This is a genomic window from Micromonospora sp. NBC_00362 (genome assembly GCF_026342155.1).
Classification (GTDB): Bacteria; Actinomycetota; Actinomycetes; order Mycobacteriales; family Micromonosporaceae; genus Micromonospora; species Micromonospora hortensis.
Window position 1 is genome coordinate 1705730 of sequence record NZ_JAPENH010000001.1, and the last position, 13751, is coordinate 1719480.

10 protein-coding genes are annotated in these 13751 nt (G+C 71.4%); 7 read left to right on the top strand and 3 right to left on the bottom strand.

Going from position 1 to position 13751, the window contains the following annotated elements:
- Positions 1–40: 40 nt before the first annotated feature.
- From OG992_RS07885 to OG992_RS07900, 4 genes are read left to right on the top strand one after another with little or no spacing between them, the layout of a single operon-like run.
- The gene (locus OG992_RS07885) at positions 41–1144 is read left to right on the top strand and encodes an endonuclease domain-containing protein (RefSeq protein WP_266302837.1); all 1104 of its coding nucleotides are present in this window, start codon (positions 41–43) and stop codon (positions 1142–1144) included.
- Complete coding sequence (locus OG992_RS07890; RefSeq protein ID WP_266302838.1) at positions 1141–1854, top strand: hypothetical protein; 714 nt, start codon at positions 1141–1143, stop codon at positions 1852–1854. The genes OG992_RS07885 and OG992_RS07890 overlap by 4 nt, the downstream gene beginning before the upstream one ends.
- On the top strand, positions 1851–5087 hold the full coding sequence (locus OG992_RS07895) for an ATP-binding protein (protein ID WP_266302839.1): 3237 nt from the start codon (positions 1851–1853) through the stop codon (positions 5085–5087). The genes OG992_RS07890 and OG992_RS07895 overlap by 4 nt, the downstream gene beginning before the upstream one ends.
- Positions 5088–5096: 9 nt before the next feature.
- A complete protein-coding gene (locus OG992_RS07900; protein WP_238684956.1) occupies positions 5097–5429 on the top strand; it encodes a putative quinol monooxygenase in 333 nt (110 codons plus the stop codon).
- 82 nt (positions 5430–5511) lie between these two features.
- Here the strand turns inward: OG992_RS07900 and pdxY are convergent, their stop codons facing one another.
- The 3 genes from pdxY to OG992_RS07915 form a co-directional block, all read right to left on the bottom strand.
- The gene (gene pdxY / locus OG992_RS07905) at positions 5512–6363 is read right to left on the bottom strand and encodes a pyridoxal kinase PdxY (protein ID WP_266302840.1); all 852 of its coding nucleotides are present in this window, start codon (positions 6361–6363) and stop codon (positions 5512–5514) included.
- Between the two features lie 174 nt (positions 6364–6537).
- Positions 6538–7332, bottom strand: a complete 795-nt coding sequence (locus tag OG992_RS07910) for a trypsin-like serine protease (RefSeq protein WP_238684958.1) — start codon at positions 7330–7332, stop codon at positions 6538–6540.
- 156 nt (positions 7333–7488) lie between these two features.
- Positions 7489–8505, bottom strand: coding sequence for a LacI family DNA-binding transcriptional regulator (locus OG992_RS07915; RefSeq protein WP_238684959.1), 1017 nt, complete (start codon positions 8503–8505; stop codon positions 7489–7491).
- Between the two features lie 256 nt (positions 8506–8761).
- On the opposite strand from OG992_RS07915, the gene OG992_RS07920 reads away from it, so the two are divergent.
- The 3 genes from OG992_RS07920 (at position 8762) to OG992_RS07930 (ending at position 13632) form a co-directional block, all read left to right on the top strand.
- Positions 8762–11116, top strand: a complete 2355-nt coding sequence (locus OG992_RS07920) for an AbfB domain-containing protein (protein WP_266302841.1) — start codon at positions 8762–8764, stop codon at positions 11114–11116.
- A gap of 478 nt (positions 11117–11594) precedes the next feature.
- A complete protein-coding gene (locus OG992_RS07925; RefSeq protein WP_266302842.1) occupies positions 11595–12887 on the top strand; it encodes a cytochrome P450 in 1293 nt (430 codons plus the stop codon).
- A gap of 262 nt (positions 12888–13149) precedes the next feature.
- Positions 13150–13632, top strand: a complete 483-nt coding sequence (locus OG992_RS07930) for a helix-turn-helix transcriptional regulator (protein WP_266302843.1) — start codon at positions 13150–13152, stop codon at positions 13630–13632.
- Positions 13633–13751: the final 119 nt, after the last annotated feature.

Sequence of the window (13751 nt, forward strand, 5' to 3'; positions counted from 1 at the left end):
GGGTCCCCGGTCGCGCCCGTCCGTGTCGTAGGGTGCCGCCATGGCGCACCCCGTCCGGGCCAACGGCGACGCCAGCAGGGCCTGGTGGGCTGCCCCGCCGGCACGGCGGGTCAGTCACCTGCCGGGCATCGACCCGGAGCTGCTGCGGGTGGCACTCGACCCGCTGCCACCGGCAGCACCCGCGATCGTGCACTACCGGCCCACTGTGACGCGTCCGCTCGGTGACCTCGTGGACGTGGTGCTCGACCAACTGGACGCCGCGGCCCTCACGATGTTCCCCCGCTGGCTGACGGGAGCCGACCAGTTCGACAGCGAGGGCACTCTCGGCGTCGCGGCGGTACGGGCACTCGCGGCCCGTACCGCCGCCCGCTCCCGGCACTTCGGCCCGTTCCTGGCCGACCTCGCCGAGCAAGGGCTGCGCGGCCCGCGCCGCCCCGGCGGCCGGTCCCGCTTCGCCCCGGGGGTACGCGCCGCCGGGCTCGCCCGGGTGATCGCCGACGCGTACGACCGGGAGAGCTGTGTACTCGTCGTGGCCCTGCCCGACCTGGACGCCGAAGCCGAGCGGACGCTGGTGGCCGCCGCCGAGTGGCTCGTGCGGCACGGCGGCTTCACTGTGTGGTTGGCTGGCGGGCCGCTGCGCCACGCCGACCGGGTGCGCTCGGTGCCCCTGCCTCTGCCGGCCCGATTCGCCCAGCTGGCCAGCACGACCGAACGGATTCCGGCCCTCGCCGCCGAGCCGGAGTCGACGGTGCTGGCGTGGCCGCCGATCGCGGGTGTGCCGCGCGGTGACAGCGCCGCCGAGCAGGCGTTGGAACGTGCGCTCGCGCCGCACGACTGGGCGCGGGGCCGGCGGTGGAACCAGACCTACGAGTGGCACGTCCTGGCCACGGCGTACCGTCTGGATCTGTTTTGGCCCGCTGAGGGTCTTGCGGTCGAGGTGGACGGCCCGGAGCATCGTGGGCGAATCGCTTTCGCCAACGACCGGCGGAGAGACGTACAGCTGCAACTCCTCGGGCTGGACGTGCTCCGCTTCACCAACGAGCAGGTGCTCACCGACGCGCCGGCGGTGGTCGACGGGATCCGTCGGCTGCTGGCCCGGCGACGCGCGGGCGGCACGCACCCCCACGGAGATGAGACATCATGACGAGCCCGGCGGACGTCCCGCACCTGACGCCGAACCAGATCAACGCCCTCGTGGTGCTGATGGTCGAGGCACGCCGACTCACCAACGTCGAGCTGAAAGAGCTGGCCGGTTTCACGCTGACCGGCAAGGACAACACGAAGCTCGTCGACCTGGGCCTGGTGGACACCGATCGGACGCACCGGCCCTTCGCCCACGAGCTGACCGAGCAGGGCTGGCGGGTGGCACGTCAGCTGCACACCGCCGCGCCGCCGAAGCAGGGTGGCTCGACGACCCGGTCCCTGTTCGTCGTCCTGTCCAACCTGCACCGTTCGCTGGACCGGCTCCGGGTCAGCCACGGCGATTTCTTCAAGCAGACCGGGGCTACGGCCGCCCCGGCGACCAGCGAGCCGCTACGGGAAGTACCGGCACCCGCGGCGCCTGCGACGGCGGCGGCACCGGTGTCCGCGGTGCAGGTGGAGGCACTGGTTCGCTCGGCGTACCGGGATCTGGCCGCCGCGCCGGGCGCCTGGGTCGGCCTCGCCGACGTCCGCGACCGGCTCGCCGACACCGACCGGGCCACCCTCGACGCGGCGTTGCGGGCGATGGTCGGCCGGGAGGACGTCCGCATCATCCCGGTGGCGAACACCAAGTCACTGACCGCACGGGACCGGGCCGCGGCCGTCCGCATCGGGAACGAGGACAACCACGCCCTGGCGATCGGCCCGGCATGATCTCGGACGACCAGCGGGCCGCGCTGGAAGCGGTCAGCCTCAACCCGGCGGTCACCCCGGACGACGTCTGGCGACCCAGCGCGCACAACGTGCCGGAGCTGCACGAGAAGGTGGCCGCGGAGATCCTGCGCGGGGTGGCGCGGGCCCGCACCGACGACACGAGCATGCCGCTCGGCGTGGCCATGCAGGGCCGCGCGGGTGCCGGCAAGACGCACCTGCTCGGGGCGGTCCGCGAACGGATCCAGGGCGACGGCGGCTACTTCTTCCTTGTCGACATGGTCAGTGGCAAGACGTTCTGGGAAAGCGTGGCCCTGGCCCTGGTGGAGGGAATGGGCCGCCCCCACGTCGGCTGGGGCACCCAGTTGAAGACCTTCCTGCGTCGACTCACCCCCCAGCTCGGCCTGCCGGTGGAGGTCCGCGACGCGGTAGCCGGCGCCCGACCGGTGACCCGTGCGCAGCTCGACACCTTCATCTGGGCGCTGCGCGAGCGCGATCGGGAGGTCGGGCGGGACGCCCAGGACACCGCTCGGGCGCTCGTCCTGCACGGCGCCGTCGACTTCGAGGCACAGGACGTCGGTTACGCCCACCTGATCTCCGAGCCGGGTGACCCGGCCTCGCGGGCGGCGTGGGGTCTGAGCACCGCGATCCGCACCCCCCAGCAGGTCGTGCAGGACATCTCCCGGCTGATGGCCCTGACCCTGGACCCCACCGTCATCGCCGTGGACCAGCTCGACACGTTGTTCGCCCAGACCAGCACCTCACTGCTCAACCAGCATCAGGGTCTGGAGGACGGCCAGGCCAAGGTGCTCGGCCCGATCGCCGACGGCCTGCTCAAGCTCCGCGACATCACCCGCCGCACGCTGGTCGTCGTCTCGTGCCTGCCGGACACCTGGGTGTTGCTGACCCGCACCGCGCCCACCCCGGTCGCTGACCGTTTCCGTACGGCGGCCCTGCCGGACCGGATCCCCACGCCGGAGATCGGGCAGGCGATCGTGGCGAAGCGCCTCTCCGCCGCGTTCGCGGGCATGTACTTCGGGCCACCGCACCCCACCTGGCCGATCGCCCCCGCCGCCTTCGCCGACGCACCCACCCTGACGCCCCGCGCTCTGCTCCGCCGGGTGGACCGCCACATCGCCTGGTGCCGTGACCGCGACGAGGTGGTCGAGCTCGACCGGCTCATCGACGGCACCGACTCGACGCCGACGGCCAGCACCGCCCGTAGCGCTTCCGCCGAGGCGACGACTGACGAGCGCCGCCTGCACGAGTTGGACGCACGGTTCGCGGAACTGGTCGAGGCCGCGGACGTGTCCGCCGCCGTCAACCCGACGGGCGAGGACGAGCACATGCCGCCGCTGCTCGCCGCCGGCCTGGCCGCCTGGATCGCCGAGCAGGCGCCGACCGGCGCCACCTACAAGTACGACCCGCCGCCGGGGCGCAAGCCCGCGCTGCACGGGCGGCTCATCGAGGTGCTCGACGAGGCCACCGAGAACGAGGCGCACTGGTGCTTCCGGGCCGTCGCGCACCCCAATGCCGTCGCCGTCACCGCCCGGGTCAAGGCCGCCTGCACCCTCGCAGGGTTGGACCGGGACCTGCCACAACGTCGGCTGATCCTGCTGCGCAACGGTCCGTGGCCGACCGGGAAGCGTACGACCGAGGTGTTGACGGGCTTCGACGCGGCCGGCGGCCTGCGGTGTGCCGTACCGGAGGCGGACCTGCGGGTCTTCGCTGCGCTGCGGGTGATGGCGGCCGAACCGTCCACGGCCTTGCAGGAGTGGCTGGTGGCCCGCCGTCCGGCCAGCGGCACCGAGCTGTTCCGCGCGGTCCTGCCCGGGCCCGACGGGACGCGCGGCGGTGCCCAGCCGCCGACGCCCGACGACGACGAGCCACCGTCGGGTGGTCCCGAATCCGACCCGACGACCGTGTCGGAAGCCGACGTCCCCGCCGGTGCGGCGGCCGAGCCCGTACCCGCTGACCCGGCGGACCTCGTCGTCGGCGAGGGCGGTCGGGCCGTCGGGCTGGGGCGGACCGTCGACGGTGGTCACCCCTTCACGGTTCCCCTGGAGTCGCTGCGCCGCCACGCGGTCGTGTTCGCCGGGTCCGGCTCGGGCAAGACCGTGCTGATCCGCCGGCTGGTCGAGGAGTGTGCCCGCGAGGGAGTCTCCGCGATCGTGCTCGACCCCAACAACGACCTGGCCCGGCTCGGCGACCCGTGGCCCGACCCGCCGGGCGGCTGGGGCCCCGGCGACGCCGAACGCGCCGCCGACTACCTCGCACACACCGAGGTGGTGGTGTGGACGCCCCGGGTCACCGCCGGTCGGCCGCTGAGCTTCCAGCCGCTGCCCGACTTCACCTCGCTGCGGGACTGGCCCGACGAGTTCGACCAGGCCGTCCGCTCCGCCGTGGAGGCGCTCGCGCCACGGGCGGGCGTGGACCGCTCCAGCCGGCTCGCCCAGCAGGGCAAGGCCGTCCTGACCGAGGCCCTGCAGGCGTACGCGCGCAGCGGGATGGTGGGCCTGCCCGGCTTCACCGATTTCCTCACCGACCTGCCCGAGGGGGTCAGTCGGCTGGCCCGCGCGGGGAAGCTCGCCGAGGAGTTGGCCGAGGCGCTCAAGGCGGCGATGGTCACCGATCCGCTCTTCGGCGGGGTCGGCGCGCCGGCCGACCCGGGGCTGCTGCTGACACCGTCGGCCGGGCGGCGGGCCCGGGTGTCGGTGATCAGCTTCGTCGGCCTCACCTCGGATCAGGAGCGGCAGAGCTTCGTCAACCAGTTGCAGATGGCGCTCTTCGCGTGGATCAAACGGCACCCCGCCGGTGACCGACCGCTGGGCGGGCTGTTCGTGATGGACGAGGCGCAGACGCTCGCGCCCTCGACCGGCACCACTGCCTGCACCGCCAGCACGATCGCGCTGGCCTCGCAGGCCCGCAAGTACGGGCTCGGGCTGGTCTTCGCCACCCAGGCGCCCAAGGGTCTGCACAACCAGATCTCCGGCAACGCGACGACGCAGTTCTTCGGGCTGCTCAACGCGCCGGCGCAGATCGACGCGGCCCGGCAGCTCGCCGAGGCCAAGGGCGGGCGGCTGCCGGACATCGGTCTGCTGAACAGCGGTGAGTTCTACGCGGCCGGGGAGGGGTTCTCGTTCGTCAAGGTCCGTACCCCGCTGTGCCTGACGCACCACCCGAAGGCGCCGTTGACCCCCGAGGAGGTCGTCGCCCGCGCCCGCCCGGCTGGGTAGCCTGGGGCCATGATCTTCATTACCGCCAAGTTCCGGGTCCTGGCCGAGCACGCCGACCGGTGGCCGCAGATCGCCGCCGAGTTCACCGAGGCGACCCGGGCGGAGCCGGGCTGCCTGTGGTTCGACTGGTCCCGCAGCCTCGACGATCCCACCGAGTACGTGCTGGTCGAGGCGTTCCGCGACGACCAGGCCGGCGGGGCCCACGTCCAGTCCGCGCATTTCCGCACGGCCCAGGAGACCCTGCCGCCGTACCTGGCCGAGACGCCGCGGATCGTGAACGCCACGGTGCCGCAGGAGGACTGGTCGCTGCTCGGCGAAATGGCCGTTCCCGAGGGTCGCTGACCGCCACCGGTCAGCGGACCGCGACCGTCGTCAACGCAGCCGGTCCGCGCCCGCCGTCAACGCAGCCGGTCCGCGACCGTCGTCAACGCAGTCGGCGGGCGGTGAACCGGGCCGGCGGGTCGGCGATCACGTCCTGCGCCGCGATCAGCTGGATCTCCCGGGTGCCCGCCGCGAGAGTGGCCTCGAGCACGGCGTAGACGGAAGCGATGGTGCGTTCCAGCGCGGTCGCGGGTGAGCCGGTCGTCCACAGGTGGGCCAGGTACAGCGCCGCGGTGACGTCGCCCCCACCGTTCGGGTTGATCGGCAGCAGCGGCGTGGTCACCGCCCAGGCGCCCTCGTCGGAGACCGCCACCACCTCCAGCGAGTCCGGCGGCAGGTCGCCGTGGAGCACGCTGGTCACGAGGACGTGCCGTGGCCCGGTCGCGCGCACCACGTCGACCGCGTCGAGCACCTCGGCCAGCGAGTTCGTGGTGCGACCGGCGAGGAAGTCCAGCTCGAAGTGGTTCGGCGTGATGATGTCCGCACGGGGCACGACGGTGTCCCGTAGGTACTCCGGAATTCCGGGCCGGACGAACATGCCCCGGCCGGCGTCGCCCATCACCGGGTCGCAGCAGTACACAGCGGCCGGGTTGGTCGCCTTCACCGTCGCCACCGCGTCCAGGATCACCGCGCCCATCGCCGGGTCGCCCTGGTAGCCGGAGAGCACGGCGTCGGCGCTGCCGAGGACCCCGCGGTCCTCGATGCCCGCGATCACCTCCGCCACGTCCGCCGCCGGGAGCAAGGGTCCCCGCCACGCGCCGTACCCGGTGTGGTTGGAGAAGTGCACAGTCAGGACCGGCCAGACCTCGTGCCCGAGGCGTTGCAGCGGAAAGGCCGCCGCCGAGTTGCCCACGTGACCGTAGGCGACCGACGACTGGATGGACAGGATCTTCACCGGCCCATCATCGCCGCTGCGGCCGGCGGCGCACCGACGGCCCGCCGTTTCTGTCGGGTGCCCCACTCGCCGCCCACCCGGGACGGCACGAACGGGCGACCCGGACCGTGTCGTCCGGGCCGCCCGAGCGGTGGCGGGGCGACCGATGCGCTGGTTGGCCGTCCCGTCGTACGGTCAGCCGCCGAGGCTCGCCGCGGCCGAGGCGATCGACGAGGCGAAGTAGCTCACCTGGGTGTAGACACCCGGGTAGTTGGGCCGGGCGCAGCCGTTGCCCCAACTGACGATGCCGACCTGGATCCAGGCGTTGGAGGCGTCGCGGCGGAACATCGGGCCGCCCGAGTCACCCTGGCAGGTGTCAGTGCCGCCGCTGGCGTAGCCGGCGCAGATCTCCTGGGCGGGGATGAGGTCCCCGCCGTAGTTGGCGTTGCAGGTGGAGTCGCTGACGAACGGCACCGTCGCCTTGAGCAGGTACCGCTGCTGGCCGCCACCTTCACGCGCGGCGCCCCAACCGGCCACGGTGAAGGTGCCGCTGTCGTACGCGGTGGTGCTGGCGATCGGCAGCGTGCTCAGCCCGGTGACGGGGCTGGCCAGCCGGATCAGCGCCCAGTCGCGGCCGGCGCCGTTGTAGCCGGGGGCACGGTAGACGTAGTTGGACCGGACGGTGATCCGGCTGGACGACTGGAGGTCGACCGTCCCGAGCGTCGCGGTGATGCTGGTGTTGGTGCCGGTCCCGCCCACGCAGTGCGCCGCGGTGAGCACCAGCCGTGCGCTGTACAGCGCCCCGCCGCAGCCCATTGAGAGACGGACCATGAACGGGAACTCGCCCTGGGCGGCGCGGGTGCCGCCGACGACGTTCGGCGTCACGGGGCTGTCGGCCGCGGCGGCCGGCGCGGTGAGGGTGAGGCTGGCCGCGGTCACCGCGGCCAACGCGGTGGCCAGCAGGCCAGTGAGGGTACGCCAGCGAACCATGCATTCCTCCGCATCGGGATGGCACGCCTCGTGAGCGCACCGCAATCGAGATAGCGGTCATCATATTGAGGTTTATGGATCTAGCGGGTCATCCTCTCTGGGTCGTATCACCGGCGGTATGGATCACGCGGCGCGGGGCTTGTCGGCGACCGGTGGTCAGGCGTCCGGTGTGCCGGTGCTCTCGCGGCGGAGAAGCCGGAACGGTGTCTGCACTGTCAGCGGGCCCGCGACCTCCGCGCCCTCGATGCGCGCGACGAGGCGGCGCACCGCGAGACGGCCGATCTCCCTCTTGTCCGGGGCGATCGTGGTGAGGGTCGGGGCGGTGAACCGCCCCTCCTCGATGTCGTCGATCCCGACCACCGCGACGTCCTCGGGCACCCGGTGACCGGCCTCGGCCAGCGCCCGCAGCGCGCCGATGGCGACCAGGTCGTTGTATCCGAAGACCGCGTCCGGCGGTTCACCGAGGGCGAGCAGGTCACACATGGCGCGCATGCCGTCGCGCCGACCGAACGCGTCGGTGGGGGCGACCAACCGTGGTCGGCACGGCAGGCCGGCGGCCGCCAGGGCCTCCCGGTAACCCCGGACTCGAAGGTGGGCCGACTGCCGGTCACCGCCCGGGGTGGCGCCGATGAACGCGATCCGGCGGCGGCCGATGGCCACGAGATGCCGGATCGCCGCGTGGCTGGCGGCGACGTTGTCGATGGCGATGTGGTCGTGTGGCACGTCGTAGACGCCCTCGCCGATCAGCACGAGCGGGCTGCCGGCCGTGCGGGCCAGCACCTCCTCCCGCCCGATGCGCACCGGGCTGAGGATCAGGCCGTCGATGATGCGCTGTCGCGAGCCGTCGAGGAGCGCCAGTTCCGCCTCCCGGTCCGCTGCGGTGTTCTCCATGACGAGCGTGTAGCCGAGCGCGGCGGCCTCGGAGATGGCGATCTCGGCGAGTTCGGCGAAGTACGGGTTGGTCAGTTCCGGGACGGCCAGGGCGATCAGGCCGGTACGGCCCCGACGGAGATGCCGGGCGCCGAGGTTGGGGCTGTAGCCGAGTTCGTCGATCGCCTGCTGCACCCGTTGTCGGGTCCGCTCCCCCACCGGCCGGTACCCATTCACCACATTCGAGACCGTGGCCAGGGAGACACCGGCGCGCTGGGCGATGTCCTTCAGGTTGACGCCCATCCCCCACCTTTCGCGAATTCGACGGGCGGGCCGACCGGACATTGATGAACAAGCATTGACGGGAGGGTCGGCGCGGCTCTATAACGTTATACAGGTGATGATGGATGTCAATATGCCGGTCACCGTTGGCGTGTGGAGATCCCACCGACATCCGTCGCTGACGCCCGTCCCCCGTCAATGACCACCCGATGCCCACCATCCACGCGCTTCGGGCCTGGCTGCACCGCCCGCGGCGACTCGCCCCCCCGGAGACGGCATGACACGTCACGTCCCCATCCGCCCCGCACTGCCACTACTGCTCATCATCGCCCTGGTCGCCGGCGTTCTCGCCGCGCCCGCCCCGTCGGCGCACGCCGCACCGGCCAAGACACCACCCCTGGCCACCCCGTGGACCAGCCAGGCCCTGAACGGCACACCACTGCCCGAGTACCCGCGGCCCCAGATGACGCGGCCGGACTGGCTCAACCTCAACGGCGAGTGGCAGCTACGCCAGTCGACGACCGACGACGCCCCGCAGTTCGGCACCAGCCTGCCCGAGCGGGTCAACGTGCCCTTCCCAGTGGAGAGCGCCCTGTCCGGCATCCAGCGGGCCGCCAACGACAACCGCAACTACCTGTTCTACCGACGCACCGTCACCGTCCCGGCGAACTGGTCGGGCCGGCGCACCCTGCTGCACTTCGGCGCAGTCGACTGGCAGAGCACCGTCTGGGTCAACGGTGTGCGGGTCGGCGCGCACACCGGCGGCTACGACGCCTTCACCTTCGACGTGACGCCCCAGCTCACCACCGGGACGAACGAGATCGTGGTCAAGGTCTGGGATCCCACCGACACCCGGCAGAACGGCAGCCTGCCCGCCATCGGCAAGCAGACCAAGACACCCAGTGGGATCTTCTACACCCCCAGCTCCGGCATCTGGCAGACGGTGTGGATGGAGCCGGTGCCCGCCGCCTCGATCAGCAGCGTGGACGTCTACCCGAACCTGAGCAACAACACACTGCGGGTCCGGGTCTTCACCCGGGGCGACGTGAGCGGGCACAGCGTCCTCGCCGAGGCGTTGAACGGCGCCACAGTGGTCGGATCGGCCACCGGCGGCTTCACCGACTTCAGCGTGCCGGTGCCCAACGCCCGCCGCTGGTCACCCGACGACCCGTTCCTCTACAACCTCCGGGTGACAGTGCGCGGCACCACCGGCGCCACGGTGGACCGGACCACTCACTACTTCGGCATGCGGGAGATAACCACCGGCCTGGTCAACGGGGTGCTGCGCCCCAAGCTCAACGGCCAGTTCGTGTTCCAGGTCGGCACCCTCGACCAGGGCTACTGGCCGGACGGGCTCTACACCGCGCCGACCGACGCCGCCCTCGCCTTCGATCTGCAGAAGCACAAGGACCTGGGCTTCAACATGGTGCGCAAGCACATCAAGGTCGAGCCGCAGCGCTGGTTCTACCACGCCGACCGGCTCGGCCTACTGGTCTGGCAGGACATCCCGTCGCTGACCGCACAGGACGTCGACCCCACCGACGCCCAGCAGGCGCAGTTCGAGACCGAGGCGCGCGAGATCGTGGACGAGCACCGCAGCTCGCCCGCCGTCGTCGCGTACACGCCGTACAACGAGGGGTGGGGCGAGCGGTCCCTCGCCGACACCCGGCGGGTGGCACAGAACATCAAGAACCAGGACCCGACCCGTCTGGTCAACGCCCACAGCGGCCACAACTGCTGCCAGTCCCTCGGCAACCCCGGCAACGGCGACATCGACGACTGGCACGTCTACCTCGGGCCGGACTCACCCGCGCCGTCGAGCAGCCGGATCGCGGCACTCGGTGAGTTCGGCGGGCTGGGCCTGCACACGCCGGGCCACGAGTACAGCCCGAGCGGCGGCTTCTTCGCCTACGAGTGGCAGACCAGTTCGAGCGCCCTCACCGACCGGTACGTGGGTCTGGTGCAGGGCAGCCAGAACCTGATGCTGGGCAAGGGGCTCAGCGCCTCGGTCTACACCGAGATCACCGACCTGGAGGGTGAGCTGAACGGCTTCCTGACGTACGACCGGCAGGTGATCAAGATGGACCAGGCGCGGGTCCGCGCCGCCAACACCGCCCTGATCAACGCCTCGAAGGCCATCGGCGGCTCGGCGCCGGTGGCCCTGCCGGTCAACGCCCGGCGGTCGTTGCAGGTGACGACGCCCGGCTTCACCAACCGCTACCTGCGCCACCAGGACAGCCTGGCCTACACGGAGGTGGTCGACGCGGCGAGTTCCAGCCTGCTCAAGGCCGACGCCACGTACACCATCCGGCCCGGTCTGGCCGGCGCCGGTTGCTACTCGTTCGAGTCGGTCAACTTTCCCGGGCAGTACCTGCGCCACCAGAACTCCCGGGTCCGCAACTCGCCGGACGACGGCTCCGCGCTGCTGCGCGCCGACGCCACCTGGTGCGCCCGCACCGGACTGACCGGCACCGGCGTGTCGCTGGAGTCGTACAACTTCCGAGGTAGGTACCTGCGGCATTACAACGCCGAGGTCTGGCTCAGCAACGGCGCCGGCGGCGACGCGTACAACACGCCGACGTCGTGGACCGCCGACAGCACCTGGAACATCGCCGCACCGTGGGCACCCTGACCGCTGCGCGCTGACCGAGCCGCTCCACGAAGAAGACGCGCGGGGGTTCCGGCATGGTCCGGAAACCCCGCGACGCGCGGGCGATGCGGCGGGGCCGGCTCCGCCCGCCCGGGGCTCGGCCCTTCCGCCAGCGCCGACGTCTTCCGTCGCGGTCGGTGACCGGACCCCGGCGTCACTCGTCGTCTCGGACGTCGTTTCCCCGGTCATGAGCGAAAGCGGCGAGTTGATCGCACCGTCCGGCTGGGTCGACTTCACGGCAAGGACCGCGCCGCAACTTGCATCTGGCCAGGTTCACTCGGCTGTTGCAACACGCAATTACGCCGACCAATAAATAGACAAGAACCAATCTTGACTTGTACGGCCGGCCAGCGCACCGTAAAGAGCCAGAGGCAGATGCACGCCATTATCGGCCCGGCTGAAGTGGATCGCCAAATGGGGGCGCTGCCGGTTTCGCGCCGCGTGCATCAGGAGGCTTTCCATGCGGTTGAATCCGTTCATCGGGGTCTATCTCACCGATCCGGCGAGCATGTGGCGGCGCATTCTCGACGATCCTGACGGGGTGCACTACGCCGAGGATCTGGGCCTGTGGTTGATCAGCCGGCACGCGGACGTCCGGCGGGCCCTCGCCGACGCCACGACATTCGCCAACGCCCTCACCCTCGCCCCGGTCTACGAGGTGTGCCCACCGGCACTGAACGTCATCATGCAGATCGACGCGCCACCCACGACGGCCGCCGCGGACCCACCGGCGCACCCGCGCACCCGGCGGGCCCTACGGGCGACCTTCGCGAACACCGCCGAGCGGGTCGAGGCCGAGTACGGGGCGATCATCCGACGCCGGGTCGACCAACTGGTGTCCCGTCTCGCCGCCCGCCAGGGCGATCAGGTCGATCTGATCCCGGAGTTCGCGACCGAGCTTCCCCTGCTGGTGGTCCTGGACATCCTCGGGGTGCCCGACGCCGACATCGGGCGGATCCGGAGTTGGGCGGACGGGCAGATAGCCCTCATCTGGGGGCAGCCGGACCCGGCCGAGCAGGTACGCCTGGCCCAGGGCCTGCTGGAGTTCTGGCACTACTGCGAGGACCTGGTCCGCCAGCGGGTGGACAGTGGACACCGGGGCGAGGACTTCATCAGCCGTGCCCTGGACTACCGGGACGACGACGACAGCGTGCTGACGGTGCCCGAGGTGGCGAGCCTCGCCTTCAATCTCCTGGTCGCGGGCCACGAGACCACCGCCGGTTTGCTCGCGCACGCCCTCGACCAGGCCCTGTCGGCTCCCCAGCGCTGGTCGGCGATCACCGTGGACCCGGGGCTCGTCCCCGCCTTCGTGGGCGAGACGCTCCGGTTCGCGCCCGCCATCGACGGCTGGCTGCGGGTGACCACCCGGGATGTCACGGTGGGTGCCGTGACGATCCCCGCCGGCGCACGGTGCCTGCTGTTGATCGGAGCGGCGAACCGGGACCCGGCGGCGTTCCATGACCCGGACCGGTTCGACCCACACCGGGCCGATGTGGGCAATCACCTGTCGTTCGGCCACGGTCCACATTTCTGCATCGGTGCGGGATTGGCGCGACTGGAAGCCGGAATCGCCCTCAGCCGGCTCGCCGAATCCATTCCCGGGCTGAGATTGTCACCGGAGCAACATCGCTCGTACAAACCCAATGTCGCGTTTCGCGCGCACCGCACGCTGCTCGCGATAATCGATGTTCCGGCGCCCACGGACGTGCCGGCGGGACGGGAGGGCGCGACGGCCGAAGTGCACGCCGCCTGAGCGGGCACTGGCGCCAGCGGTGCTGACCTGCGGGCGGGCCGAGGGTGGGGTGGGCCGGCGTCGACCCGTTCCACCCGGGCACGTCGGTGCCGGCACCGGGTCCGGCGTGCACCTTTCCCGCTTTTCCCGACGATCCATACCGGTGAACGTCTTCACACCCATCGCTTCCTGGGTTAAGAATTGCCCTCTGCGAATGTTCGACTCATCGGCCAATCTCGATCTGGCGTCCGCCGCTGAATGCCCGTTCCACGAAGGTGAGCGCATGGAGCACACGTCCCCGTCGAGCTCGGCTCACTCTGCGGCCAGTCAGCGGTTCCGACGGGAGTTACGCGACTCCCGCGTCCAACAGGGCCTGACCCAACGAGCCCTGGCGGACCTGGTGCGGTTCAGCCGGGAGACGGTCGCGGCAGTCGAGTCAGGTCGCCGGTTCGGCAGCCACGAGTTCGCGCTGCGCTGCGATGACGTGCTCGACACCGGCGGCCGGCTGGCCGCACTGTGGCCGCAGGTCGCGGCCGAGCAATTGGCGGCAGACGGTCGCCGAGGCCCTCGCGCGCCAGAGCCGCCTCGACTGGATCGGCAGGTGCCGCGTCAGCGTGGACGGCGTGACGCGCGCGACCCGGGTGCCGTGGTGGACGCGATCGACGAGCTGCGTGAGCTGATCGGCCAGGTGCTCAACGGCCAACCCGAACCGGATGAACCGGAGCGGCGGCACCCGTCGGCCGAACCCCTCGACAACCAGCGCTGACCTGACGGATCCGACCCGACCTCGCGGCGTCACCGGTCGCTGACGTTGGGTACAGATGCTGGTACCGGCAGTTTGTACCACGGCCAGGTCTGGTCTACGAGCGCGGCTTCCGGCCGAAT

Coding starts and splice junctions, on each gene's coding strand:
- OG992_RS07885 (WP_266302837.1), top strand. CDS start 41: ATGGCGCACCCCGTCCGGGCCAACGGCGACGCCAGCAGGGCCTGGTGG.
- OG992_RS07890 (WP_266302838.1), top strand. CDS start 1,141: ATGACGAGCCCGGCGGACGTCCCGCACCTGACGCCGAACCAGATCAAC.
- OG992_RS07895 (WP_266302839.1), top strand. CDS start 1,851: ATGATCTCGGACGACCAGCGGGCCGCGCTGGAAGCGGTCAGCCTCAAC.
- OG992_RS07900 (WP_238684956.1), top strand. CDS start 5,097: ATGATCTTCATTACCGCCAAGTTCCGGGTCCTGGCCGAGCACGCCGAC.
- OG992_RS07910 (WP_238684958.1), bottom strand. CDS start 7,332: ATGGTTCGCTGGCGTACCCTCACTGGCCTGCTGGCCACCGCGTTGGCC.
- OG992_RS07915 (WP_238684959.1), bottom strand. CDS start 8,505: ATGGGCGTCAACCTGAAGGACATCGCCCAGCGCGCCGGTGTCTCCCTG.
- OG992_RS07920 (WP_266302841.1), top strand. CDS start 8,762: ATGACACGTCACGTCCCCATCCGCCCCGCACTGCCACTACTGCTCATC.
- OG992_RS07925 (WP_266302842.1), top strand. CDS start 11,595: ATGCGGTTGAATCCGTTCATCGGGGTCTATCTCACCGATCCGGCGAGC.
- OG992_RS07930 (WP_266302843.1), top strand. CDS start 13,150: ATGGAGCACACGTCCCCGTCGAGCTCGGCTCACTCTGCGGCCAGTCAG.